Here is a 24,331-nt window from a genome sequence, read left to right on the forward strand (position 1 = left end):
CGCCCCCACCCCCGACGACGTCCCGCGGCCCTCCCCCTCAACCCCAGCTCGGCGGGAGGAATCCGATGTCCCGCAAGAACGCCCTCGCGGCCGCCGTGGCGGCTGCCCTCACCCTGGGCACCGTGACCGTGGTGGCCACCCAGTCCACCGCCGCCGCCAGTTCCACCGCCCGACCCGGCGCCGGGTTCAAGGCGGTGAGCGCCGACGTCCGCGCCGAGGCGCTGCGCACCGCCGACCGGGAGGCCGCCGCCGTGGCGAAGGCACTCGGCCTCGGTGCGGACGAGCGCCTGGTGGCCAAGGACGTGCTGGTCGACACCGACGGCGCCCGGCACGTGCGCTACGACCGCACCTACCGCGGCCTGCCCGTCATCGGCGGCGACCTGGTCGTGCACTACGACAAGAACGGCAAGTCCACCTCGACCACCTGGGCCCACCAGGGCGCGATCAAGGTCGCGGGCACCACGCCGAAGCTCAGCGGTTCCGACGCCTCGGCCGCGGCCGTCAAGCACGCCAAGCACGTCAAGAACGCCAGGACCGAAGCCGCGGACGGCAGCACCCTGGTGGTGTACGCGGTCGGCAAGGTCCCCGTCCTCGCGTACCGCTCGACCGTCACCGGCGAGGGCGAGAGCGGCCCCGGCTCCCGGGAGGCGGTGATCGTCGACGCGGGCAGCGGCGCGCCGCTCGACCAGTACGAACTGCACCAGGGCGTCACCGGCACCGGCAACGGCGTCACCGTCGGCCAGGTCTCCATCGAGACCACCCAGTCCGGCACCGGCTACACCCTCACCGACGCCTCCCACGGCGGCACGATCGTCTACGACTCGTACAACAGCCCGCAGTCCAACCCGAAGCAGAACGCCCGCACCTTCAGCAAGACCACCAACTCCTGGGGCACCGGCTCGACTTCGAGCCGGGAGAGCGCCGCCGTCGACGCCTCCTACGGCCTGGCCAAGACCTGGGACTTCTACCAGAGCACGTTCAACCGCTCCGGCATCCGCAACGACGGCCGCGGCGCGCCCGCCTACGTGCACGTGGACAGCAGCCTGCTGAACGCGTTCTACGACGACTCCTGCTTCTGCATGTCCTTCGGCGACGGCTCCTCGCAGAACGGCAACACCCCCGTCACCGCGCTCGACGTGGCCGGCCACGAGATGAGCCACGGCGTCACCGCCGCCACCGCCAACCTCAACTACTCCGGCGAGAGCGGCGGCCTCAACGAGGCCACCAGCGACATCTTCGGCACCATGGTCGAGTTCTACGCCAACAACAGCTCCGACCCCGGCGACTACTACATCGGCGAGAAGCTCAACATGCCCGGCGGCTACATGCGCCGGATGGACAACCCCGCCGTCGACGGCAACTCGCTGTCCTGCTACAGCTCCAACGCGGGCTCGGTGGACGTGCACTACTCCTCCGGCATCGCCAACCACTTCTTCTACCTGACCGCCGAGGGCACCGGCGCCAAGACCATCGGCGGCCTCCCGCACAACGGCACCACCTGCAACAACGACACCTTCTCCGGCATCGGCCGGGACAAGGCCGCGGCCGTCTGGTACCGGGCGCTCACCACCTACATGACCTCCACCACCACCTACTCCTCGGCCCGCACCGCGACCCTCCAGGCCGCCGCCGACCTGTACGGCACCAACTCCCAGGAGCGGTACCTCGTCTCCAAGGCGTGGGCCGCCGTCAGCGTCGGCACCGCCCTGCCCGACCCGGGCACCGGCAGCCCCTCCCCGTCGCCCTCCACCTCCACCAGCCCCTCCCCGTCCCCGTCCCCGTCGTCCACCGACAACCCCAACCCGGGCAACGCGCTGACCAACGGGGGCTTCGAGCAGGGCACCGCCGGCTGGACCCAGAGCGACAACGACATCACCAACTCCACCCTCCAGGCCGCGCACGGCGGCTCCTGGTACGCCTGGATGATGGGCTACGGCACCTCCGCGATCGAGTCCCTGTCCCAGTCGAACATCGCGGTGCCCGCCACCGGCAGCCCCAAGCTCACCTTCTGGCTGAAGGTCAGCACCCAGGAGAGCGGTGCCACCGCCTACGACACCCTCAAGGTCAACGTCAACGGCACCACGCTGGCCACCTACTCCAACGCCAACGCCTCGGCCGGGTACGTCCAGAAGACCGTCGACCTGTCCGCCTACAAGGGCCGGAGCGTGAAGCTGGAGTTCGCCGGCACCGAGGACGCCTACCTGGCGACCGTCTTCCTGATCGACGACGTCGCCATCGGCTGACCGGTCCCGCACACTCCTGCGGCCGGACCCGTCGTGGGACGGCTCCGGCCGCAGGACTGCCGCGTTCGCGCGGGGTGGCAACGGAGGCGGCAGCCCGTGGCCGGACCCTCCTGGGGCAGGGTCCGGCCACGGGGCCGCCGCGTTCCGGGCGGTGCCGGTCAGCCGGCCGACCAGGCGGCGGCGCACAGGGCCGTGGCGAGTTCCTCCCGGTAGGCGGCGGCGGCCAACCAGGCGGTGGCGTAGGCGTGGTGGTCGTCGGTGCGCAGGCGGCCGAAGGTGTCGCGCCGCTGGTCGGCCGCGGCGGCGCGCAGCGCGGTGAGGAGGTGCCCGGCGGTGGCCAGGCCCGCGGTGCGCAGGTGGGCCTCCTCCCCGGCGGCGCTCCGGGCGAGCCGGGCCGACAGGGCGCTGCGGCCGCCGGTGACGGCCTGTTCGAGCGGACGGGCCAGCAGGTGGAGCGGCGGCTGCGGGGCCAGGTCGGCGGCCGGGGGAGCGCCGGCCGGGCCGGCCGGGGCGGGCGGCAGGTCGGCGTGCTGCAACGCGTCGAAGCCGAGGCTGACCCGCTGCCGGTACGCCTCGGGAAGGGCGAGGGACGGCCCCGGACCAGACTCCGGGGCCGGGGCGGCCGCCAGCAGGTGCAGACGCGGGTGGGCGGCGCGCTCCAGGCGGCCGACGATCCGCAGCCGCAGGCCGGGGACGGCGGCGAGCAGCGCCAGATTGGCCGCGAAGGCGAGCCGCGGATGGCCCTGGGCGGCGAGCAGCGCCACCGGCAGGCCCGCGCAGTCGGCGAACAGCAGCGGGGCGGCCGAGCCGGGGACGGTCCGCGCGCCGAGCAGGGTGACGTCCAGGAAGAGCAGGTCCGACCCGGCGGCCCGGAGCTCGTACGGGGTGCGCTCGGCGCGCAGGGCGCGCTCGACCTGGGCCCCGGCCGGGACCTCCCAGAGCCGGGCCACCGGCGGCTGGTGCCAGTGGGCCCCGGCGGCGCCCACCGCGCGGACCCCGGCGCCCGCGCCGAGCCGCCCGAGGCCGTCCGGGTGGCGCCCCGGAGGATCAGGCCGCCCCGGGCCAGGTCGCGGTGCGTCAGGGAGGTCTCGCCGAGCCGCAGCGGCCGGTCGGCCGCGGCCCGGGCGAGCCGGGCCGCCTCGGCGGGGTCGCCGTGCGGGGTGACCTCGGAGACCGTGGCGAGGGTGCCGTCGGCGTCCACCGTCCAGACCGCGACCCCCGCGTGGGTCGCGGTCACCACCGGTTCGGCGAACAGCCCGTACAGGCGCAGCGAGCCGACCTCCCGGTAGGTCTGCCGGGCCGTGCCGCGCAGGGTGCGCGGGTCGGTGGCGGCGGTGACGGTGGTGGCGTCGAGCAGGTCGCGGTGGGCGGCGGCCAGGTCGGCGAGCCGGTGGTCGGGCTCGGCGGCGCGGGCCGCGCGCAGCCGGGTGACGACGGTGGTGGCCAGGGCGGCCGGGCGGTGCAGGCCGAGCAGCCGGGCCTGGTGGGCGGTGCGCAGCAGCTCCGCCTGGACGACGCTGCCCGCGCCGCTGATCCCCGCCGCCAGGGTGTGGGCGGCGGCCCGGCGCAGCCGGTGGACGGCCTCGGCCTCGGCCGGGGTGAGCGGCTCCTGCGCCGCTCCGGTGTCCGGGGCCTCCGGGGCCGGAGGCGGTTCGGCCCCGCCACCAGCCCCGGTTTCGGGTTCGGCCAGCGGCGCGGCGGTGACGGCGGCGGCGCGGTGCAGGCAGCCGGGGGCCAGCAGGCAGGTGCACCGGACGTCGGCGGCCGCGCGGACCGTGCCGCCGGGGGCGCGCAGGACGAGCACCGCCTCCTCGTCGATCCGGACGGTCCACTCGTCACCGGCCCGGACGACCGGCCGGGCGGCGAGCTTGGCCGCCGCGCCGTCGAGCCGCTTGCGCAGCCGCTCCGACAGGGCCGACACCACCTCCGCGACGACCTCGGCCGACACGGCGGGCCACGACCCGGCGGGGGCACCCGTTGCGTTCTCCGTCATGCGATCTTCTCCCCCACCCAGCGGGCCAGTTCCAGCGGGCTGAGCGCCGCCACCGGCATGCCCGCCGCCACGAGTTGTCCGGCGACGGCCTGCGAGTAGCGGGGCCGGCCGGTGTCGTCGAGGGCGGCGCAGCCCAGCAGGTGGCAGCCCTCGCCGACCAGCGACCTGGCCTCGGCGAGCAGGCCGCCGAGCGGATAGCCCTCCTCGAAGTCGCTCACCACCACGACCAGGGTCCGGGACGGCACGGTGACCAGGCCGCGGGCGTACCGCAGACCCGCCGCGATGTGCGTGCCGCCGCCGACCCGCACCTCCAGGAGCAGCCCCAGCGGGTCCTCGACCTGCCCGCTCAGGTCGACCACCTCGGTCGAGAACGCCACGAAGTGCGTGGTCAGCGCGGGGACGCCGGCCAGGACCGAGGCGGTCAGCGCGGCCCAGACGGTGGAGGCCTCCATCGAGCCGGACACGTCGACGACCAGCACCAGCCGCCAGTCGTTGGCCCGGCCCGCCCTGGTCCGGAAGACCGGACGCTCGGGCACGATCAGGGGAGCGCCGTCGGGCCCCGGACGGGCACCGGCCAGGTTGGCCCGGATCGTCCGGTCCAGGTCGAGCCGCCCGCCGGGGCGGCGGCTGGGCCGCGGCAGGGTCAGACCGGTCAGCGCCGGGCGCAGGGTGCTGGCCAGCTCCCGCGCCAACTCGTCCACCAGCCGCTTCACCAGCGGGCGCAGCGCGGCCAGCCGCGACTCGGGCAGGCCGCCCGCGTGCTGCAGCACCGTGCGCAGCAGCTCGACGGAGGGGCGGACGGCGTCCGGGTCCACCGCCGGCAGGACGTCCGTGCGGCCGTGGGCGACCGCCGCCGCGAGCACCTCCTCGCGGATGCCCGGCCCGAACAGGGCCGTCAACTCCTCCGCCCACTCGCGGACCCCGGGGTACGGGGCCTCCCGGCCGCCGCCGTCGCCGCCGGTCAGGCCGGGGCCGGAGCCCTCGCCCCGCCCGGTGCCGTACAGCTCGTCCAGCGCGAGGGCCAGCCGGGCCGCCCGCCCGCCCGGCTCCGCCCCGCTGCCGGGCCGGCCGAGCACCAGCCGCCAGCGGTCGGCGGGCCGCAGGGCGGACGGGGAAGCGGAAGGGGTGGAGGGGACGGACGGGGAACGAGCAGGCGGCGGGAGTTCGGCCACGGCGGGGGTTTCGGGCAGCAGCCCCCTGGCGGCGAGCGCCTGACGTGCCGTCAGGTCGGCCCGGGCCCAGGCGGCGAGCGCGGCCGGGGCCAGGTCGGCCGGCAGGGTGTCGACGTGGGTGCCGAGGCGTTCCTCGACGACGGCGAGCAGCCGGTCCCGGGCGGCGGGGCTGAGGGCGTCGAAGCCGCCGCGCAGCGCGGGCAGCCGCTCCAGGAAGGCGTCGTCGGACAGCTCGGTGACCCGGGTCAGCAGCGGCTCCAGCGCGGCCGGGGCGGCGGCGAGCAGGCCCTCCGCGGCGGTGAGCAGACCGGTGAGGGCGCGGCCCAGCGCGGCCCGGCCGGTCGGGGAGGACGCGGCGTCCACCCAGGAGACCACCCGCTCGCCGAGGGCCGCGGGCGGCTGGTGGCCCAGCAGCACCCGGGCCGCGCCGGCCGCGCCCCGCACCAGCGGCGAACCGCCGTCGGCGAGCCGGCGCAGCGTGTGCCCGAGCCGGAGGCCGCCGTCCGGGTCGGCCCGGCGGGCGAACTCCACCAGGGCGCGGGCGTCGGCCGGCTCGTCCGAACCGAGCAGGCCGTCGAGCCCGCGGACGGCGGCGGCGGTGAGCAGGCCGGCCGCCTCGGTGACCCGCCCGAGCAGCGGCGCCACCGCCTCCTGCCCGGCCAGGTGGCCGGCCGCCAACCGGTCCAACAGGGCCAGCCCGTCCAGCAGTTCGGGGAGCGTGGCCACGGCGGGCAGCCGCTCGGCGAGCTGTTCGAGCCGGGCGCCCGCCAGCGCGGGCAGCGCACAGTCCGCGGCGGCGGCGAGGCCGTCGACGACCTGCCGGGCGGTCGGCCCGCCCTCCTCGTCCTCCCGGCGCAGCCGCTCGCGGAGCGTGCCCTCCGCGGCCTGACCCGGCGTCACCCCGCGCACCCCCGCGACCGCCAGCATGGCCGCGACCGCGGGCGTCCACCGCACCCGCCAACGGGAACCCAGGGCATCGGTCCCGCCCGCCCCGACGACGGCGAGCTGCTCGCCGTACGGCACCCCGCACACCCCCAGGCGGCGCAGCAGCAGCTCGCGGCGGGCGTCCAGCGGCGAACGGAGCGGATCGAGCCGCAGGTCGCGGGGCGCCGGCTCGGCGGCGTCGTCCGGCCCCGGCAGGCCGAGCTCCGTCGCCAGCAGTTCGACCGCCGGACCCAGACCGCTCCGCGGCGCCGCCGGAGTCGGCCGGCCGGTGCGGGTACCGACCAGGACCCGTTCGAGCGCCCGGGCCACGGCCCGGCCGCGACCCAGCGGCTCGCCCTGGGCCAGCACCGTCTGGACCGCCTCGACCAGCTCTCCCCGCCCCGCCGCGGGCAGCCCCCGCAACCGGGCCAGGTCACCGGCCAGCCGGACGATCTCCCGCGCATCGGCGGGCCCGGCCGGATGCCCCTGCCCGCGCAGCGCCCCGCAGACCCGCACCGCGGCCCCGGTGAGCTGCTCGGCGAGCCGCCCCGGATCCCCGCCGGCGGCCAGCACCCCGTGCTGCCACTCGGGATCACGGATCCCGGCCGGGTACCCGGAACGGGCGTCCAGCAACGGGTAGGTGTACGGGATCAACGACACGACGACCCCGGCGGGAGCGGGGGTCTCGGCCCCGCCGTCGGTGCCCCGGCCCGCGGCGGCAGCCTCGGAGGGCGCGGGCCCGGGCAGGAGGGCCGGGGCGTGGAAGGCGCCGACGACGGCGGTGACCCGGCGGCCGCCGGTGGCGGCGTCCCGGATCCGGTCCCGCATCCAGGCTTCGCGGCGCAGGTCGTGCGGGTCGACGGTGCCGGCGTCCCGGCGGAGGGCCCAGCCGACCAGCAGGGCGGCCCGCCGGACCGCCTCCGGGGTGCAGCCGGGGGCGGGGGCCTCGACCAGGCGGTCCCAGAGGTCCTCGTCCGGACGGCCGGTCAGGCGGCGGCGCAGCGCCTCGGCGAGGCCCGGCGGGCGGTCCCCGCCGGGGTTCCCGTTCCGGCCGCCGCCGGGCAGGCCCGCGGCGAGCGGCAGGTCGCAGGCCACGGCGGGGACGCCGTGGGCGGCGGCCCAGCGCAGGGCGGCGAGCTCGGGGGAGAAGTCCGCGAAGGGGTAGAAGGCCGGGGTGGCGCCCTCCTCGGGGGCGGCGGCCGCGAGGGCGACCGGGGCCTGCGTGCGTGCGTCGGCGAGCAGGTCCAGCCAGGGCTGGAACTCGGCGGGGAGCTCGACGAGCAGGACGTCCGGCCGGGCCGCGTCGAGCAGGGCGGGCAGGACGGCGGCGACCGACGGGGCGTGGTGGCGGACGCCGATCAGGTGCGGCCCGGGCCGGTCGGTGCCGGAGGCGGCGAGGGCCGCCAGGCCCTCAGCGGGGGAATCGGGGGAATCGGGGGAATCGGGGGAGAGGTCGGTGGCCGCGGGGGTCACGGGGGTCAGTCCCCCAGTTCCGGGCGCAGGTCCCACAGGGTGCGCCAGGTCGCGGAGCCCCGTTCGGCGCGGCGGCGGACGGCGCCGTCCCAGTAGCCGAGCAGCCGGGCGGCGTCGGCGGGGTCGTCCTTGCGGACCACGCCGACCAGTTGGCCGGGCAGGCGGCCGAGGACGTCGCCGTCGCCGTCCAGGTAGGCGGCGGTGACGCCGAGCGCGGTGGCGACCGAGACGGCTTCGGCGGTGCTCATCACGGTGGAGGGGCGCTCGACGTCCCAGCCCTCGACGGAGCGGCCGGTGCGCAGGTCCCGGAAGGCGGTGACCAGGGCCTCCAGGACGGCGTCGTCGACGGCGTAGGGCGCGCCGGCCCGGGCGACGGCGGCCGTGGACTGGCGCCGGACCAGGTCGATCTCGGCGTCGAGGTCGCCGATCGGGCCGACCGTCTCGAAGTTGAAGCGCCGCTTGAGCGCGGCGGACATCTCGGAGACGCCCTTGTCGCGCAGGTTGGCGGTGGCGATCAGGGTGAAGCCGGGGGCGGCGTGGAGCTGGGCGTCGGGGCTGCCGGCGAGTTCGGGGACGGCGATCCGCCGTTCGGAGAGCAGCGAGACCAGGGCGTCCTGCACCTCGGGCAGGCAGCGGGTGACCTCCTCGACCCGGGCGACCGCGCCACCGGTCATCGCGGTGAGCACCGGCGAGGGGACCAGGGCCTCCCGGCTGGGGCCCTTGGCGAGCAGCAGGGCGTAGTTCCAGCCGTACTTGAGCTGGTCCTCGGTGGTGCCGGCGGTGCCCTGGACGGTGAGCGCGCTGGTGCCGCAGACGGCGGCGGCGAGCAGTTCGGAGAGCATCGACTTGGCGGTGCCGGGCTCCCCGACCAGCAGCAGGCCGCGCTCGCCGGCCAGCGTGACCACGCAGCGTTCGACCAGGGCGCGCTCGCCGACGAACTTCCGCTCGACGGCCAGGCTCCGGCGGCCGTGCTTGAGCTTCGCGCCGTCGCTGCCCAGCACGAAGGTGACCACGGCGCGCGGGGTGAGCCGCCAGCCCGGCGGGCGCGGGCCGCTGTCGTACGCGGCGAGGAACTCCAGTTCGGCGGCGTACCTCTCCTCGGGCGGGACGATCTGCCGGTCCGGCGCGGGGGTGGTGCTCATGCCTGGTCCTCACTGTTCCACGGAGACGTCGAGTGGGCGGTTCGGGAGGTCAACTGCGCTTCCTCCCCCGGGTGTTGGTGACGAGCTGCTCGTAGCCGGGGCGGTCGCCGGCGGTGATCCGGCGCCAGGCGCGGGCGAACAGTTCGGGGGCCGCGACCGGCGGCAGGATCACCAGGCCGGCCGGGATCCCGTACAGGCCGGCCTTCCAGACCTCCACCGGCAGGCCGGGGGCCTTGGACTCCTGCCAGCCGCCGGGCAGGAAGAGGCTGCGGCCGGCCCGGGACCGCTTGGCCTCCAGCACCAGGTCGGTGGCGGCGAGTTCGGCCCGGGCCCGCTTGGTGCGGGCGGGCTTCCAGCCGGTCCAGCGGACGGTGTTGCGGTCGGTCGGGTCGGGCAGCGCGAGCAGTTGCAGGTACAGGGCGGCGGCGTCCGGGCCGAGGCCGGTGGCGGCGGCCACCTCGGCGACCAGCTCGGGAGCGCTGCGCTGCGGGTCCTGCGGCCAGCCGGCCGGTTCGTCGGCCGAACTACCGTGCGTGACGAGGGCGTTCAGGTCCTCGCCGAGCAGGGCGCGGAGCGCCTCCAGGTCGTCGTGGCCGTAGTGCTGGACGGTCAGGCCGGCCAGCAGGTCGAGCAGCGGGTCGTCGGCCCCGGTGAGCGCGGCCGGGCGCAGGTACGCCCGCTCGCCGTACGGGTTCGGGGCGAGCACGATCGCCTCGCCGCACGCCACCGGCTGCTCGCTGCGCACGGTGCCCTGCTCCGGCAGGCCGAAGTGGGCGCGCAGCACGTCGGGGAGGGTGCGGTCGCGGACGCTGGAGTAGGAGCCGAGGTCGAGCAGCAGGCCGGGGTCGGCGATCCGGGCCCGGACCGCGGCCAGGGCCGGGGGCAGCAGCGGGCGCAACTCCGAGCCGTAGGGCAGCTGGTGGGCCAGCCAGCGCAGCGCCCGGACGGCGCCGGACAGGGTGCGGGCGCTGGGCAGTGCCCGCGGGTCGTCGGCGGCGAGTTCGAGCCCGGAGCCGGTGGTGCGGACCCGCTGCACGGTGGTGCGGGCCAGCCAGGGGGTGGCGGCCGGGTTCAGCAGGTCCTCGATCGTGGAGATGTCGGCGCCGTTGACGGTTGCCTGGACCTCGTCGGGCAGCGTGACCAGGCGGCCGCGGCGGGCGGTCCAGCACGCGGCGGCGGCGTCCGCGTCGAGGCCGGTGGTCCACAGCTCGGCGGGGTCGGCGGGCAGCAGCGCGGCCAGCACGGCGTCCAGGTCGGCGGAGCCGGTCTCGTGCAGCCAGCGCCGCGCCGGGTCGACTTGGGCGTTCTTCAGGCCGTACTCGGCGAGCCGGTCGGCGGGGACCGGGCCGCCGTAGCGGCGCAGCCGGCCGGGGGGCGCGGCGAGCAGCAGGGTGGCGCGGGCCAGGCCGATGCCGGTGGCGGCATCGAAGGCGGCGGCCTGCTCGGGCCGCCACGCCACCGGGCCGTGGGCGCGCAGCAGTTCGGCGAACCGGGCGATCCAGGCGGCGGGCAGCTCGTCGCGGACCCGGCGCTCCCGGACGACGGTGAAGTGCCCGATCGGGCCGAACGCGCCGGACGGGTCGTGGTCGAGGGCCTCCCACTGCAGTTCCTCGCCGTAGCGGCGGCAGGCCAGCACCACCACGGTGCGCCCGCCGCGCCGCAGCACCTGGCCGATCCGGGCGGTCGATCCGTGCCGGTCGCCCTGCTCGCCGAGGGTGACCTGACGGAACGCCGGGCCGCGGTCGGCGAACGGGCCGGAGGTGAGTTCGGACAGCATCAGCAGCAGCGAGGCGCGGGCCGGCTCGCCGGTGAGCGGCGAGGCCGCGGCCAGCACCATGGCGGCGGTGCGGCCGAGCAGCGGCGCCCAGCCGTAGTGGTCGCCGCCGAGCAGCGGCAGCCGCAGGCCCTCGCCGTCGTGCCGGCCGGGCGGGGCGAGCGGCACGGAGCCGGAGGTCCAGTCGGCCGGCTGCTCCGCCGGTCCGGCGGCCAGCAGTTCGGCGACCGTCCGCAGGTTGCCGAGCACGTGCCAGCGGTCGGTGGAGTGGTTCCAGGTCCGGAAGCCGTCGACGCTGCCGAAGGCCTCCTTGAGCGCCTCGTCCAGCTCGCCGTCCCGGCCGTGCTCGGGCCGGTACGCGGGGGTTCGGCGGGGCGCCCGGCGGCGGCACCGGCCTCGGATCCGGGCTGCGGCAGCGGCACGAAGCGGGCGGCCCGGGTCGCGGCGTCGGTGGCCATCCGGACCAGGCCCGCGACGCCGGCCAGCAGCAGCGGGTCGGTGAGGCCGGGGAGCAGGTCGGCGGTCGCGGTGAGCGGGACGGCGGTGGCGGCGGAGGTCTGTGCGAGCTGCCGGACGGTGCCCTGGATCAGCAGCCGTTCGGGCCGGCGGGCCGGCTCGGTGTCGGGCGCGTCCACCGGCCAGCCCGCCTCGATCAGCTCGAACGCCTGGCGGTCCGTCAGGTCGCGCAGCAGCTTCGATCCGGCCTCGTCGCGCAGCCGCAGCGCGTGCCAGAACTCCAGCGGCGGCACCAGGGCCGTTCCGGCGGCGTCCAGGCGGCCGGGGGCGAGGACGGTGACGCCGGACAGCACGTCGCCGGGGCGGCCGTCGCCGTCCGGGTCGATCAGGTCGAGGTCGCGGGTGGTCTCCGCCAGCACGGGGGCGGGGTCGCCGGGCAGCGTGAGCAGGCCGACCGGGACGTACCGGGGCACGCCGGTCCAGGAGAGTTCGGCCCGGCGGCCGTCGACGCCGCGGAAGACCGTCCGGCCGCCCTCGGAGCGGACCGCGCCGCCCAGCACGGTGCCGTCGGTGCCGAGCGGGGTGCGCTCCAGCCCGGGCTGCAGCGGCAGCAGCCGGGAGCGCTCGGGGCGCAGCGTGCCGTTCTCGCCGCCGGCGGCGAACAGCGGCGGGACGGACGTCCGGCCGTGCTGCCCGGTCTGCGGGTCGTACTCGGTGAGGACGGGGCGGCCGTTGCTGTAGCGGCGGACCCAGTGGCCGGTGCCGTCGCCGTACACCTCCTGCTCGTCGGGCATCGCGGTGTCGCCGGCGTGCAGCACCCGGCCGCCGGTGGCGCGGCCGCCCCCGGGCAGCGGCAGCGAGAGCGGGTTGAGGCTGTGCGCGCCGTGGTAGCCGGAGACGATCCGCTCGCCGGTCAGGGTGAACTGCCGGTCCGGGCGGCCGGACCAGTAGGCGCGCTGCTCGTTGTCCTCGATCCAGGCGACCAGCAGTTCGCCGTCGACGTAGCGCAGCCGGGGGCGGTGCCAGCGCGACAGGCCGGCGGGGACCCGCAGGTCGTGCTCCAGCAGGATGCCCTCGGGGCCGACCACGACGGCCTTGTCGTGCCGGACCAGGACCAGCTCCGGCCAGGCGTTCTCGACCTGGAGGTCCTTGGGGACGACCCGGCCGGGGGCGCCGGCGGAGTAGTCGTAGCCGAGCCGGCGCAGGCCCTCCTCCAGGGCGGGCCAGCCGAGTTCGTCCAGGATGCCGGCGCGCAGCGTGCGGCCGAGCCGGGCGGCGATGTCGAGGCCGGCGATCCGGGCGGCGGCGGCCGGGTTGGCGTGGGCCAGGGCGGGGCGGAACCGGGACAGCCCGGTCAGCAGGCGGTGGAGGCCGGCCAGGCCGCGGGTGGCCTCCAGCTCCTCGGCCCAGTTGTCCGCCCATTCGACGAACAGCTCGTGCAGTGCCGGGAGTTGCTCTTGCAGGGCGGCGAGGCGGTCGGCGGCGGCCTCGCCCCAGACGGGGGCGACGGCCTGCCGCAGGGCGGGGCGGAACCGGGGGTCGGCGGCGACCGCGGTGAGGTCGCGGCGGCCGGGGCGCTCCCCGGCCAGCCAGGGGGCGAGCTGGAAGGACGGGCCGGACGACGGGTCGGCGACCGGGACGCCCGCGGCGAGCAGCAGGTCGAGCAGGTCGAGCGCGGTGGGGTGGTTCTGCTGGAGCTCGACCGGGACGGCGTCGGCGCGCAGCCGCTCCACCATCCGGGCGGCCAGTTCCAGCGTGGGTTCGCAGGCGGAGCGGGCCCGCCAGCCCCGGTTCAGGTGCGCCGTCCAGCGCTGCAGCCAGCGCGCGGCGGGCTCCGCGCCGTCCTCCCGGGGGCCGGTCAGCAGTTCCTCGGCGCCGCTGTCGCGCAGGATGTCCAGCCACTCGGCGTCGACGGCGGCGTTGTCCTTCGCACCCGACGGGTCGGGCAGGATCTCCAGCAGCCGGGCCCGGACGGCCGTGTCCCGGCGGGCCGCCTCGACCAGCGGCGCGCGCCAGGCCTTCCAGACGGCGGACGGGGTGCGGCCGACCGCCGAGGAGGCCAGCAGCTCGGTGATCAGCGCCTGCTCCTGCTCGCGCTGGTCCAGCCCGGCGGCCCGGATCAGCGACCGGGCGTCCTCGGCGATGCCCGCGTAGGGGGCCATGCCGGCCGCCGAGCGCTCGGTGCACAGCTGGCGGAAGCGCTGCCAGGCGGTCAGCGCGTCCGAGCGGGCGGCGAGCTCCTTGACGTACTGGCGCAGCGCCTTGACGGTCAGCGCCCCGTTCAGCGCGAACTCCAGGAAGACGGCGCGCAGCCGCTCCTCGTCGACCTCCAGGCCGTGGGTGCGCTCGGCCTCGCGGGCCCGGCCGAAGAACATCGCCGCGTACGTCTGGTTGCCCTGCTCCAGGAAGATCCGGCCGACCTGCTCGCAGTACGTCGGCAGGAAGTGCGGGACGGCCCGCCCGAGGCGGGTGGCCAGCTCCTCGAAGCCGTCCTTGGCGTGGCCCGGCTTGGACTTGGCCTGGCGGGCCAGCCGCTCCATCTCCTTGACCACGGCCAGCGCGTGGTGCCCGTTGGCCGGGTCGTGGACCAGCGCCCAGGCGGGGAAGCCCAGCGCCTCCTGCCGGACCAGGCCCACCTCGACCGGGTCGGCGGCCGGGCGCAGGCCCAGGAACTCCGCCGCCAGGTCCTCGGCGGCGCCCAGCGCCCCCGGCACCAGCCGGACCACGGTCCGCCCGTCCAGCCCGGGGTGCCGGTAGCCGCGGGCGGTCAGCACGTCCACCGTGCGGTCCGCCCCGTCGGCCCCGTCGTCCCGGGTCGCCGTGCCGGCCGGCAGGACCGCCCCCGCGTCGAGCAGCCGCTCGGTGTACTGCGCGTCGGTCAGGGTGCTCCCCGTCATGCCGACTCCTCCCCTTCGATCGTGCGGCCGGCGTGCAGCGCGGCAGCCATCCGCATGCCCTCGGACCAGGCCACCGGGCCCACCTCGGCGAGCGGCAGCAGCCGCCCGTCCGGGGCGGCCCAGCTCAGCGGCCCGGTCTCGCACTCGTCGTACTCGTAGTAGTCGCCCACCCACAGCCGGGCCTCCAGCGCCCGCCCACCCTCGACCAGCGGCACCACCGCGTACCCGCCCCGCACCCGGTACCCGAGCCGGGCGCAGCGGCCCAGCAGCTCGCGCAGCTCCTTGTAGCGGCCGCCCGCGTACGCATCCACCCGGGTGGCCGCCGGGTCGTGGTCGGCCGGGCGGTGCCAGACCTCCCGGTGCAGCTGCCCGAGCCGCTGCGTGACGCCCAACTCGGCCGCGAACTCCCGCAGTTCGTCGAGGTCGGGCAGCACCACCGGGTGCGGGACGCGGATCTCGGGATCGGCCAGCCGGACGGTGTCGCCGTCCAGGTCGACCACGCCGATGCCGCGCTCCGGATCGGCGTCGCGCAGGAACCCGGCGACCGCGCCGTCCGCACCCGTCACCACCAGGTCGCGCAGCACCGAACGCCAGGCCTCGTCCGCCCACACCGCGACCAGCACCGCGGCCGGGACGGGCAGCGAGCGGACCATCCACCGCTCCACGTCCGCCAGGCACTGCCGCTCGTGCCCGGCCAGCCACTCCGCGAGCTGCCGCAGCCCGACCACCGCCGGGTCGTCCTTCAGCTTCGACGGCACCGCCTTCAACCGGCGCCCGGCCGCGTTCCGGCACGCGACCTTCCCGTCCCCCTCCAGCGCGACCTCGTAGTCACCCGCTGCCACCCACGCCACGACGACGCCCTCCCAGCTGCTGCTTTCGACTGGCGAGAAACGTAGCGGCCCTCGCCGACAAGTGATCCACCGGCCCGGGCCCGCCCCTTTCCGGGGGCGGCGGAAACCGGACGCGACGGGCCGGCCGAAGGCAAAGGGCGGGAAAAGCAGGCGTCATGACCGCGCGAAAGGTTCCGATACGAACCCCGGCGCACACCGCCGTGTGACCACGCACCGCGACGGTGGCTCCCACGCGCACCGCTTCCCCGGGGGACCCTTGAACATCCGCCGGTCGATCGCCCCCGGCCCGGGGCCTACAGCCAGCCCGCGCGCTTGAAGAGCCGGTGCAGGCCGACGCAGACGCCCGCCATCAGGCCGAGGGCGACGGGGTAGCCCCAGGGCTGGCGCAGTTCCGGCATGTGCTCGAAGTTCATCCCGTAGATGCCGGCGATCATGGTCGGGACGGCGGCCAGCGCGGCCCACGCGGAGATCTTCCGCATGTCGTCGTTCTGCTGCACGCTGACCTGCGCGAGGTTGGCGGAGAGGATGTCGGACAGCAGCCGGTCCAGGCTCTCCACCACCTCGTTGACCTTGGCCAGGTGGTCCGCCACGTCCCGGAAGTACGGGCGCAGCCCGTCCGCGACGAACGGCACCTGCACGTCGGCGCCGACCCGGGTCAGCCGCAGCGCGGGCTCCATCAGCGGGAAGGTGGCCTTGCGGAAGCCCACCACCTGCCGCTTGAAGCCGTAGATCCGCTCGGCGGCGCCGCGCGAGCGGCCGGGGGAGAAGATCTCCTCCTCCAGCTCGTCCAGGTCGGTCTGCAGCTCGGTGGCCACGTCGAGGTACTGGTCGACCACCAGGTCGCAGACCGCGTACAGGACGGCGGCGGGCCCGTGCGCGAGCAGTTCGGGCTGCTTCTCCAGCTTGGCCCGCAGGTCCTTGAGCGGGCTCTCCGGACCGTGCCGGACGGTCATCACGTACGAGTCGCCCAGGAAGATCATCAGCTCGCCGATCGAGACGGTCTCGTCCTGCTGGTGGTAGGCGGCGGTCTTCAGGACGGTGAACACCGAGTCCTGGTAGATGTCGACCTTCGGGCGCTGGTGCGCCGTCACCGCGTCCTCGACCGCCAGCGGGTGCAGGCCGAACTCCTCGGCGACGTGGTCGAACTCCGCCGCGGTCGGGTCCGCCAGGCCGATCCACAGGAACCCGTCCCCGGCCGCGCGGACCTCCGCGAGGGCGTCCGAGAAGTCCTCGGGGCCCTCGGTGCGCTTGCCGTCCCGGTAGGTGCCGCAGTCCACGATCATGCCCGCCATTGTGACCGACCGGCGCCGCCCGCGGGCAGGGGCGGACCCCGTACCCTTTCAGGTATGCCCACCCTGCTGCTCGTCCGCCACGGCCGGTCCACCGCCAACTCCGCCGGGATCCTCGCCGGATGGACGCCCGGAGTCGACCTGGACGACACCGGGCGGGCCCAGGCCGCCGCGCTGCCCGAGCGGCTCGCCGGGCTGCCGATCGCCCGCCTGGTCAGCAGCCCGCTGGAGCGCTGCCGGCAGACCCTGGAGCCGCTGCTCGCCGCCCGCCCCGAACTGGCCGCCCCCGCGCTGGACGAGCGGCTCGGCGAGTGCCACTACGGCGAGTGGACCGGCCGCCCGCTGTCCGAGCTCGCCGACGAGCCGCTCTGGCGCACCGTCCAGGACCACGCCTCGGCCGCCGCCTTCCCCGGCGGCGAGTCGCTGCGCGCGCTCAGCCACCGCACCGTCGACGCGGTGCGCGAGTGGAACGACAAGGTCGCCGTCGACCACGGGCCGGACGCGCTCTGGGCCGTCGCCACCCACGGCGACGTGATCAAGACGATCGTCGCCGACGCCCTCGGCCTGCACCTCGACCACTTCCAGCGGATCTCGGTCGAGCCCTGCTCGGTCACCGCGATCCGCTACACCCCCCACCGCCCCTACCTGCTGCGCCTGGGCGACACCGGCTCGCTCACCGCGCTGGCCCCGCGCCCGCACGGGCACTCGGCCGGCGACGACGCGGTGGTCGGCGGCGAGACCGGCACCGCCTGAGCGTCCCGGCACCCGGCCGCCGCGCCCGCGCACAACTGCCCGACCGCACGCGGAAACCGCCCGCCCCGCGTGCCGCTCACGGCCCGTTTGGCCGTAGGGTGAGATCGAGAAGACCGCAACCCCTTCCGGAGCGAACAGCGTGTCCCGTCAGGTCCACTTCTTCGACCAGCCCGAGCGGTTCGTGGCCGGCACCGTCGGCCAGCCCGGCGCCCGCGCGTTCTACCTGCAGGCGTCCTCGCGCGGCCGGATCACCAGCGTCCTGCTGGAGAAGACCCAGGTCGCCGCGCTCGCCGAGCGCGTCGAGGAGGTCCTCGACGAGGCGCTGCGGCGCAGCGGCGGCGAGGCCGCGATCCCGGCCGTCGCCCCCGTCGAACTGCTCGACACCGCCCCGCTCGACCTGCCGCTGGAACAGGAGTTCCGGGTCGGCACGATGGCGCTGGCCTGGGACGCCCGGGACGAGTGCCTGGTGGTCGAGGCGCAGGCGTACGTCGAGGAGTCCGAGGAGGAGAACGAGGCCGAGGTCTTCGACGACGAGAACGGCCCCGACCTGCTGCGGGTCCGGCTCAGCGGCGCGATGGCCCGGGTGTTCGCCAAGCGCGCCCTGGACCTGGTCGCGGCCGGCCGCAAGCCCTGCCCGTTCTGCAACCTGCCGCTCGACCCGGAGGGCCACCTGTGCCCGCGCGCGAACGGCTACCGGCGCTGAGCGAGCAACCGGAAGGGACGGGGGAGCAGGTGGAACAGGTGGAGGCCCCCGGCACCGACCCGGCCACCAGCGCCGCCCTGGCCGCCGACCCCGCCACCGCGCTCACCCTGCTGCGCACGGGCGCCCTGGCCGTGCACGGCCGGGTCACCGACGCCTCCAACGCCGTCCTGTACTGCACCGCCACCCTGGACGGCGTCACCGCGCCCTGCGTGTACAAGCCGGTCGCGGGGGAGCGCCCGCTGTGGGACTTCCCCGACGGCACCCTGGCCGGCCGGGAGACCGCCGCGCACGAGGTCTCCGCCGCCACCGGTTGGAACCTCGTCCCGCCGACCGTGCTGCGCGACGGCCCGGCCGGGCCCGGCATGGTGCAGCTGTGGATCGAACCCGACCCGCAGGCGCCCGAACTGCTCGACCTGCAGCCCCTGGACGGCGTCCGGGACGGCTGGCTCCCGGTCGTCCGGGCCGAGGTCGAGGCCGGGCGCCAGGTCTGGCTGGTGCACCGCGACGACGACAGGCTGCGCCGCCTCGCCGTGCTGGACGCCGTCCTCAACAACGCCGACCGCAAGGGCGGCCACTGGCTGCCCGCCGCCGACGGCCGGATCTACGCCATCGACCACGGCGTCACCTTCCACACCGACCCGAAGCTGCGCACCCTGCTCTGGGGCTGGGCCGAGCAGCCGCTCACCGCCGAGGCCCTGGAGGTGCTGGCCGCGCTCGCCGCCGACCTCGACGGACCGCTCGGCGAGCGGTTGCGCCCGCACCTGACGCCCGGTGAGCTCGCCGCGCTGAAGGCCCGGACCGCCGCGCTGCGGACCGCCGGACGGCATCCGCTGCCGTCAGCGGAGTGGCCTTCTATTCCCTGGCCGCCGGTCTGATACCGATCCGAAACCGAGGACGAACGGATTCCGGCCGATCGCGTCCATAGGTTGGTCTTTCAAATGATCGCAAGGTTAGAGTCGGTGCCATGCATGCCTGGCCCGCCTCCGAGGTTCCCGCCCTTCCCGGTCAGGGGCTTCCCCTGCGCATTCACGACACCGCCACCAGCAGTGTCCGAGAGGTCGTGCCCACCGGCCCGACCGCCCGGCTCTACGTCTGCGGCATCACCCCCTACGATGCGACCCACCTGGGCCACGCCGCCACCTACAACACCTTCGACCTGGTGCAGCGGGTCTGGAAGGACGCCGGCCACGACGTCCTCTACGTCCAGAACGTCACCGACGTCGACGACCCGCTGATCGAGCGGGCCGCGGCCACCGGCCAGGACTGGACCGCGCTCGCCGAGCGCGAGACCGCGCTGTTCCGCGAGGACATGACCGCGCTGCGGATGCTCCCGCCCGCGCACTACATCGGCGCCGTCGAGTCCATCCCGTGGATCGTCCCGCTGGTGCAGCGGCTGCTCGCCTCCGGCGCCGCCTACGAGGTCGACGGCGACGTCTACTTCTCGGTCGACGCCGACCCGCGCTTCGGCGAGGTCTCCGGCCTCACCCGCGAGCAGATGCTCCCGGTCTTCGCCGAGCGCGGCGGCGACCCCGAGCGCCCCGGCAAGAAGAACCCGCTGGACGCCCTGCTCTGGCTCTCCGCCCGCCCCGGCGAACCCGCCTGGGAGACCGAACTCGGCCGCGGCCGCCCCGGCTGGCACATCGAGTGCGTGGCCATCGCGCTGGAGTTCCTCGGCATGGACTTCGACATCCAGGGCGGCGGCAGCGACCTGTCCTTCCCGCACCACGAGATGGGCGCCGCCCACGCCCAGACCGCCCTCGGCGAGCACCCCTACGCCCGCGCGTACGTGCACGCCGGCATGGTCGGCCTGGACGGCCACAAGATGTCCAAGTCCCGCGGCAACCTGGTCTTCGTCTCGGCCCTGCGCCGCGACGGCATCGACCCCGCCGCGATCCGGCTCGCCCTGCTCGCCCACCACTACCGCAGCGACTGGGAGTGGACGGCCGCCGACCTCGACGCCGCCCTCACCCGCCTCGCCACCTGGCGCTCCGCCGTCTCCCGCCCCGACGGCCCGCCCGCCGAGGCCCTGCTCGCCGAGGTCCGCGCGGCCCTCGCCGACGACCTCGACGCCCCCGCGGCCCTCGCGGCCGTCGACCGCTGGGCCGCCACCGCCCACGCCGAGGGCGGCGAGGACACCGGCGCCCCCGGCCTGGTCTCCCGCACCGTGGACGCCCTGCTCGGCGTCGCCCTCTAACGCAGTTTCCTACGCCCCTGCCAGGGGCGCGGGGAACTGCGCGGGCAACCCGGCACCCACAGCAAGATCGGCCCCAGGAGAGTCACCACCCTCCCGGGGCCGATCCACGCGGTGCGCGTCACGCTGCGCGTAAAGCGCCTACTCCTCGTCGTCGTCCTTCGGCCGCTCGGTCGCATGACCGGTGATCGGCTTCTCGCCCTTCGGCCCCTGGTTGTCGCGCCGCCGCAGGTACCGCTCGAACTCCCGGGCGATCGCGTCCCCGGACGCCTCCGGCAGCTCCGCGGTGTCCTGCGCCTCCTCCAACTGCTGGACGTACTCCGCGACTTCGGAGTCCTCCGCGGCGAGCTGGTCGACCCCCAGCTGCCAGGCCCGGGCGTCGTCGCCGAGCTCGCCCGGCGGGATGCGCAGGTCGAGCAGGTCCTCGACCTTGTTGATCAGGGCGAGGGTGGCCTTGGGGTTGGGCGGCTGGGAGACGTAGTGCGGCACGGCGGCCCAGAACGTCACCGCGGGCACCCCGGCGTGCGCGCAGGCCTCCTGGAGGACGCCGACGATGCCCGTCGGGCCCTCGTACCGGCTCTCCTCCAGGTCGAGCGAGCGGGCCACCGTCGGGTCCGAGGTGACGCCGGAGACCGGCACCGGGCGGGTGTGCGGGGTGTCGCCCAGCAGCGCGCCCAGGACGACCACCAGCTCGACGCCCAACTCGTGGGCGAAGCCCAGCAGTTCGTTGCAGTACGAGCGCCAGCGCATGCTGGGCTCGATGCCGCGGACGAGCACCAGGTCCCGTGGCTTCGGCTCCGTCACCCGGACCACCGAGAGCCGGGTGGTGGGCCAGGTGATCCGGCGGACCCCGCCGTCGAGCCAGATGGTGGGCCGGTTGACCTGGAAGTCGTAGTAGTCCTCGGCGTCGAGCGCGGCGAACACCTTGCCGCCCCAGGTCTCGTCGAGGTGCCCGAGCGCGGCGGAGGCCGCGTCGCCGGCGTCGTTCCAGCCCTCGAAGGCGCAGATCATCACCGGGTCGATCAACTCGGGAAGGTCTTCCAGCTCGATCACCCGGCATCTCCCTCCGTCAGTGGCGGGGGCACTGCCGCCCCCGTTGTCCCTTACTGCCCAGCCTACGGGCATTGAATGCCGCCGCGGGCCGGTCGAAGTGCCCAGCGTAGTGGTGTCAGTCCACCGGTTCGGCGCAGGCGGTGGTCGGGTCCAGGGTGAGCGTGCCCGGCGGGTTGGGCAGGGTGAAGCTGACGGTGGCCTCCTCGGGGCAGGTCGGCTTGGGCTTGGTGGTGTCGATCAGGGTCTGGCGGATGAAGACCTTGTCCACCTTGTACTGGGGCGGGTGCTCGCCCTTCCCGTCGCAGCGGGTCTCGGCGGCGCCGCCGGAGTCGGTGCGGTAGACGCAGTCGCCGACCACGATGCCGGTGCCGCCGCCCCCGCCCGGGTCGCCGGGGTGCGGGTCGTGCAGGTTGCGCAGGCAGGCCCAGGCGGCCCGGTTCTGCTTGACGTCGACCAGGGCGTTCTGGGTCAGGTCGAGGGCGGCGTCGGTGCCGTCGGGGCAGTCCGCGCCGCGCGGGAGGGCGGCGGCCACGCCCGTCGCGGTGCTGCTGCGCTTGGTGACCTTGGCCTCGGCCTCGGGGGAGTCGCAGGGCACCGTCTCGTACCGCGAGGAGGACCCGGGCACGACGCGGGCGCAGGAACCCTCGGCGAAGTAGGAGTCGTCGAGCCGGCTGGGCGGCTGGTAGCTGGGGACGGCGGCGCCGGTGGGGGCGCGGTAGGACGCGCTGGCGGAGCCGCCGGGCCCGGTCGCGGTCGGCGAGGGGGAGGCACCGGCGCCGACGCTGGGGCCGGGCGGCGCGGCCCCGGCGTTCTTGGCGGACTCGCAGCCGACCAGCAGCAGCCCGGTGGTGAGCAGCGCGAGGGCGCTGACGGCGGTGCGCGTGAGGGTGCGCGTCATGGGTCTTCCTCCGTACCCGTGCGGTGGTCCGTGGGGCAGGCTAACCGCCCAACCCGCCCTGGCGTGACGGGTTTTCGTCAAACCTACCGTGAGGGACCGTCAGCTCCGGACGCCCCCGGACGTCCCCCGGACGCCCCCCGGCGGGGCCCGGCCGCCGGGGCTGCGGCGCGTCCGTTCGCCGGGCGGACGGGGAGCCAGCAGGCTGGGGGTGGGGATGTGCCCCGAATTGTCGGAATCCTGGGAATTGCCCAGCACCGCGAGGAGAGCAGGACATGAAGGCAGCCGTCGTCCGGGACTTCACCGAGCCGTTGCGGATCGAGGAGCGCGAGGTGCCCGCCCCGGCCCCGCACCAGGTGCTGGTGCGGATCGAGTGCTCCGGCCTGTGCCACACCGACATCCACGCCGCGCACGGCGACTGGCCGGTCAAGCCGACCCCGCCGTTCGTGCCCGGCCACGAGGGCGTCGGCATCGTGGAGGCGGCCGGCGCGGACGTCCGGCACGTCCAGGTCGGCGAGCGGGTGGCGATCCCGTGGCTGGCCGACGCCTGCGGCCGGTGCGACCACTGCGTGACCGGCTGGGAGACGCTGTGCCTGAGCCAGCACAACTCCGGCTACTCGGTGGACGGCGCGTACGCCCAGTACGCGCTGGCGCACGGCGACTACGTCGTCCCGGTGCCGGACGGGGTGGACCCGATGGACGCCGCCCCGCTGTCCTGCGCGGGCGTCACCACCTACAAGGCGGTCAAGCTGGCCGGTGCCCGCCCCGGCTCCCGGGTGCTGATCTCCGGGATCGGCGGCCTCGGCCACCTGGCGCTGCAGTACGCCCGGATCTTCGGCGCCGAGACGGTCGCCGTCGACATCACCGACGAGAAGCTGGAGCTGGCGAAGCAGCTCGGCGCCGACCACGTGATCGACGCCCGCACCCAGGACGTCGCGGCCGAGGTGCACAAGCTCGGCGGCGCCGACGCGGCGGTCTCGCTGGCCGTCTCCAACGCCTCGTTCCGGGCCGCCTACGACGCGCTGCGCCGCGGCGGCACCCTCGCCCTGGTCGCCCTGCCCGCCGGGGGCGAGCTGACCCTGCCGGTCTTCGACACCGTGCTGAACGGGACGAAGGTGATCGGCTCGATCGTCGGCACCCGGCAGGACCTGGCCGAGGTGTTCCGGCTGCACCAGCTGGGCCGGACGAAGGTGATCCGGGAGACCCGCAAGCTGGAGGACGTGAACGCCTGCTTCGAGGAGGTGCTCGCGGGGAAGGTCTCGGCCCGGCTGGTGTTCGACCTGCGCTGACCCCGCAAGCCGCGGGCCGCGGGCGGAGGACGGAACCGGTCGGTTCCGTCCTCTTCTGCAAATCCACGCAAGCCGCTTGCGTTTTCTGTCGTACACTCCACCCATGACACGACGACTTGCCGAGGTGGCGAAGAAGGTCGGGGTCAGCGAGGCGACCGTCAGCCGGGTGCTGAACGAGAAGCCCGGTGTCTCCGAAGCGACCAGGGCGGCCGTGCTCACCGCCCTCGACGTGCTCGGTTACGAGCGGCCCACCCAGTTGCGCGGGGAGCGGGCCCGGCTGATCGGGCTGGTCCTGCCGGAGCTGGGCAACCCGATCTTCCCGGCGTTCGCCGAGGCGGTGGGCGGCGCGCTGGCCGGCCAGGGCTTCACGCCGGTGCTGTGCACCCAGACCGCGGGCGGGGTCTCCGAGGCCGACTACGTCGACCTGCTGCTGGAGCAGCACGTCTCCGGCGTGGTGTTCTTCGGCGGCCTCTACGCCCAGGGCGACGCCCCGCACGACCACTACCAGCGGCTGGCCGAGCGCAGCCTGCCGACCGTGCTGCTGAACGCCGCGATCGAGCACCTGGACTTCCCCCGGGTCTCCTGCGACGACGCGGTGGCGGTCGAGCAGGCCTTCGGCCACCTGCGGCAGCTGGGGCACACGAAGATCGGCCTGGTGCTCGGCCCGCTGGACCACATGCCCTCGCAGCGCAAGCTGGCCGCGGCCCGGGCGGTGGTGGCCAAACTGGGCCTCGAACTGCCGGACGAGCACGTGGAGCGGGCGCTGTTCAGCCTGGAGGGCGGCCAGGCGGCCACCACCCGGCTGCTGCGCCGGGGCGTCACCGGCGTGGTCTGCGCGAGCGACCCGCTGGCGCTGGGCGCGGTCCGCGCGGTGCGCCGGGCCGGGCTCGCGGTGCCGGACGACGTGTCGGTGGTCGGCTACGACGACTCCTCGTTCATGATGTGCACCGACCCGCCGCTGACCACCGTCCGGCAGCCGATCGAGGCGATGGGCCGCGCGGTGGTGGACCTGCTGGTCGGCGAGATCGCCGGGGTCCGGGTCACCCACGACGAGCTGCTGTTCGAGCCGGAGCTGGTGGTGCGCGGATCGACCGCGCCGGCCCGCGAGCGGGGCTGACCGGCCGGCGGGTAGCGGGCCCCTGACGGGGCGACAGGACAGGACCGCCGAGCGGGCGGGCACTTCGGTGCCCGCCCGCTTTTCGTATGCGCACGCTTGCACCGATCCGTTGACAT

At 75.8% G+C, this 24,331-nt stretch carries 16 protein-coding genes; 8 read left to right on the forward strand and 8 right to left on the reverse strand.

The window, feature by feature from the left end; all coding sequences use genetic code 11:
- Positions 1–65: 65 nt before the first annotated feature.
- The gene (locus tag OU787_RS30365) at positions 66–2,243 is read left to right on the forward strand and encodes a M4 family metallopeptidase (protein WP_268661298.1); all 2,178 of its coding nucleotides are present in this window, start codon (positions 66–68) and stop codon (positions 2,241–2,243) included.
- A gap of 158 nt (positions 2,244–2,401) precedes the next feature.
- Here the strand turns inward: OU787_RS30365 and OU787_RS34670 are convergent, their stop codons facing one another.
- Positions 2,402–3,229 (reverse strand): hypothetical protein, encoded by an 828-nt coding sequence (locus OU787_RS34670; RefSeq protein WP_327059433.1) that lies wholly within the window; start codon positions 3,227–3,229, stop codon positions 2,402–2,404.
- A 236-nt stretch (positions 3,230–3,465) separates the two neighbouring features.
- Here OU787_RS34670 and OU787_RS34675 point away from each other — a divergent pair, with 236 nt between their 5' ends.
- Positions 3,466–4,335: a hypothetical protein gene (locus tag OU787_RS34675; protein ID WP_327059434.1), complete on the forward strand. Its 870-nt coding sequence runs from the start codon at positions 3,466–3,468 to the stop codon at positions 4,333–4,335.
- Here OU787_RS34675 and OU787_RS30375 read toward each other — a convergent pair.
- From OU787_RS30375 to corA, 5 genes are all read right to left on the reverse strand, one after another.
- The gene (locus OU787_RS30375) at positions 4,233–7,805 is read right to left on the reverse strand and encodes a DUF5682 family protein (protein ID WP_442788585.1); all 3,573 of its coding nucleotides are present in this window, start codon (positions 7,803–7,805) and stop codon (positions 4,233–4,235) included. The genes OU787_RS34675 and OU787_RS30375 overlap by 103 nt on opposite strands.
- Before the next feature lie 5 nt (positions 7,806–7,810).
- Entirely contained in the window at positions 7,811–8,947 is a 1,137-nt protein-coding gene (locus OU787_RS30380) for an ATP-binding protein (protein ID WP_030458319.1), read from the reverse strand.
- Between the two features lie 1,776 nt (positions 8,948–10,723).
- On the reverse strand, positions 10,724–14,074 hold the full coding sequence (locus OU787_RS30385) for a hypothetical protein (RefSeq protein ID WP_268661299.1): 3,351 nt from the start codon (positions 14,072–14,074) through the stop codon (positions 10,724–10,726).
- Positions 14,071–14,925 (reverse strand): DUF4132 domain-containing protein, encoded by an 855-nt coding sequence (locus OU787_RS30390; protein ID WP_268661300.1) that lies wholly within the window; start codon positions 14,923–14,925, stop codon positions 14,071–14,073. Before OU787_RS30390 ends, OU787_RS30385 begins: the two co-directional genes overlap by 4 nt.
- Before the next feature lie 293 nt (positions 14,926–15,218).
- Entirely contained in the window at positions 15,219–16,208 is a 990-nt protein-coding gene (corA, locus tag OU787_RS30395; RefSeq protein ID WP_030458323.1) for a magnesium/cobalt transporter CorA, read from the reverse strand.
- A gap of 63 nt (positions 16,209–16,271) precedes the next feature.
- Between corA and OU787_RS30400 the strand changes: the two genes are divergently transcribed.
- The 4 genes from OU787_RS30400 (at position 16,272) to mshC (ending at position 19,864) form a co-directional block, all read left to right on the forward strand.
- Positions 16,272–16,967, forward strand: coding sequence for a histidine phosphatase family protein (locus tag OU787_RS30400; RefSeq protein ID WP_268661301.1), 696 nt, complete (start codon positions 16,272–16,274; stop codon positions 16,965–16,967).
- A gap of 139 nt (positions 16,968–17,106) precedes the next feature.
- On the forward strand, positions 17,107–17,670 hold the full coding sequence (locus tag OU787_RS30405; protein ID WP_030458325.1) for a DUF3090 domain-containing protein: 564 nt from the start codon (positions 17,107–17,109) through the stop codon (positions 17,668–17,670).
- Between the two features lie 38 nt (positions 17,671–17,708).
- Positions 17,709–18,545: an SCO1664 family protein gene (locus tag OU787_RS30410; protein ID WP_442788657.1), complete on the forward strand. Its 837-nt coding sequence runs from the start codon at positions 17,709–17,711 to the stop codon at positions 18,543–18,545.
- A gap of 89 nt (positions 18,546–18,634) precedes the next feature.
- A complete protein-coding gene (mshC, locus tag OU787_RS30415; protein WP_030458327.1) occupies positions 18,635–19,864 on the forward strand; it encodes a cysteine--1-D-myo-inosityl 2-amino-2-deoxy-alpha-D-glucopyranoside ligase in 1,230 nt (409 codons plus the stop codon).
- A 138-nt stretch (positions 19,865–20,002) separates the two neighbouring features.
- Here mshC and OU787_RS30420 read toward each other — a convergent pair whose 3' ends face one another.
- Together OU787_RS30420 and OU787_RS30425 are read right to left on the reverse strand one after the other, a co-directional pair.
- Positions 20,003–20,914, reverse strand: a complete 912-nt coding sequence (locus tag OU787_RS30420) for a PAC2 family protein (RefSeq protein ID WP_030458328.1) — start codon at positions 20,912–20,914, stop codon at positions 20,003–20,005.
- A gap of 115 nt (positions 20,915–21,029) precedes the next feature.
- Complete coding sequence (locus OU787_RS30425) at positions 21,030–21,812, reverse strand: LppU/SCO3897 family protein (protein ID WP_268661302.1); 783 nt, start codon at positions 21,810–21,812, stop codon at positions 21,030–21,032.
- 272 nt (positions 21,813–22,084) lie between these two features.
- On the opposite strand from OU787_RS30425, the gene adhP reads away from it, so the two are divergent.
- On the forward strand, positions 22,085–23,098 hold the full coding sequence (gene adhP, locus OU787_RS30430) for an alcohol dehydrogenase AdhP (protein ID WP_030458330.1): 1,014 nt from the start codon (positions 22,085–22,087) through the stop codon (positions 23,096–23,098).
- Between the two features lie 103 nt (positions 23,099–23,201).
- Positions 23,202–24,215 (forward strand): LacI family DNA-binding transcriptional regulator, encoded by a 1,014-nt coding sequence (locus OU787_RS30435; protein ID WP_030458331.1) that lies wholly within the window; start codon positions 23,202–23,204, stop codon positions 24,213–24,215.
- The last annotated feature ends 116 nt before the right edge of the window (positions 24,216–24,331 follow it).

This window comes from Kitasatospora sp. YST-16 (genome assembly GCF_026802215.1).
In the GTDB taxonomy this organism is placed as follows: domain Bacteria; phylum Actinomycetota; class Actinomycetes; order Streptomycetales; family Streptomycetaceae; genus Kitasatospora; species Kitasatospora cineracea.

Bases quoted from the DNA above. Each gene is read 5' to 3' on its own strand.
- OU787_RS30425 (WP_268661302.1), bottom strand. From the start codon at position 21,812: ATGACGCGCACCCTCACGCGCACCGCCGTCAGCGCCCTCGCGCTGCTC.
- OU787_RS30400 (WP_268661301.1), top strand. From the start codon at position 16,272: ATGCCCACCCTGCTGCTCGTCCGCCACGGCCGGTCCACCGCCAACTCC.
- OU787_RS30435 (WP_030458331.1), top strand. From the start codon at position 23,202: ATGACACGACGACTTGCCGAGGTGGCGAAGAAGGTCGGGGTCAGCGAG.
- adhP (WP_030458330.1), top strand. From the start codon at position 22,085: ATGAAGGCAGCCGTCGTCCGGGACTTCACCGAGCCGTTGCGGATCGAG.
- corA (WP_030458323.1), bottom strand. From the start codon at position 16,208: ATGATCGTGGACTGCGGCACCTACCGGGACGGCAAGCGCACCGAGGGC.
- OU787_RS30380 (WP_030458319.1), bottom strand. From the start codon at position 8,947: ATGAGCACCACCCCCGCGCCGGACCGGCAGATCGTCCCGCCCGAGGAG.
- mshC (WP_030458327.1), top strand. From the start codon at position 18,635: ATGCATGCCTGGCCCGCCTCCGAGGTTCCCGCCCTTCCCGGTCAGGGG.
- OU787_RS30365 (WP_268661298.1), top strand. From the start codon at position 66: ATGTCCCGCAAGAACGCCCTCGCGGCCGCCGTGGCGGCTGCCCTCACC.
- OU787_RS30385 (WP_268661299.1), bottom strand. From the start codon at position 14,074: ATGACGGGGAGCACCCTGACCGACGCGCAGTACACCGAGCGGCTGCTC.